This window comes from Microbacterium sp. BF1, assembly GCF_019279095.1.
Taxonomy (GTDB): domain Bacteria; phylum Actinomycetota; class Actinomycetes; order Actinomycetales; family Microbacteriaceae; genus Microbacterium; species Microbacterium maritypicum.
The window spans coordinates 1-567 of sequence record NZ_JAGYWT010000858.1; the positions used below are offsets into that span (position 1 = coordinate 1).

1 protein-coding gene is annotated in these 567 nt (G+C 70.9%); it reads right to left on the bottom strand.

The window, feature by feature from the left end:
- Positions 1 to 159: 159 nt before the first annotated feature.
- Positions 160 to 567: hypothetical protein (locus KZA10_RS17215; RefSeq protein ID WP_218683515.1), on the bottom strand; the 408-nt coding region annotated here is incomplete at its 5' end.

Sequence of the window (567 nt, forward strand, 5' to 3'; positions counted from 1 at the left end):
GGCCGGCCAGGGGTTGAGCGGTGCCGGTGAGGAACGCCGCGACCGACCCGGCACCGCGCAGCAGCAGCGTGAGCGCGAACACCCCGATCAGTCCGATCATGGCGGCGTTGGTCAGCTCGTCACCGAAGGAGCCGGTCTGCCTGCCCGGTGCCGGGGCACTCATGACAGGCTCCGCACGACGAACGTGCCCGAGACCCTGCCCACGAGCACAACCTCGTCGCCGGGGTCGACATGGTCACAGGCCAGGTCGATGAGCGCGCGGGCGGTGCCAGTCGGGGCGGCGTCGGTGTGCCTGATGATGTGGCACACAGCAATGTCCTCACCGGGCACGAAGCCATCCCCGGTCACTTCCAGCAGCCGGGGCGCATCCGCAGGTTCGGGTTCCGGCGGGGCCGGAGCGGGGGTGTTCTTGCGGGCGGTGGCGGTGATGATGTCGGTGAACGTCGAGCCATCGGCCTCGGTGACCTCGACTCGTGCCGGAATCATCCGCTCGGCGGTGACCTGATCGACAATCCGCGCGAACGAGCCGCGCCGCCATGCGCCCTCGGCGACCGGCGGGGCGAGGGG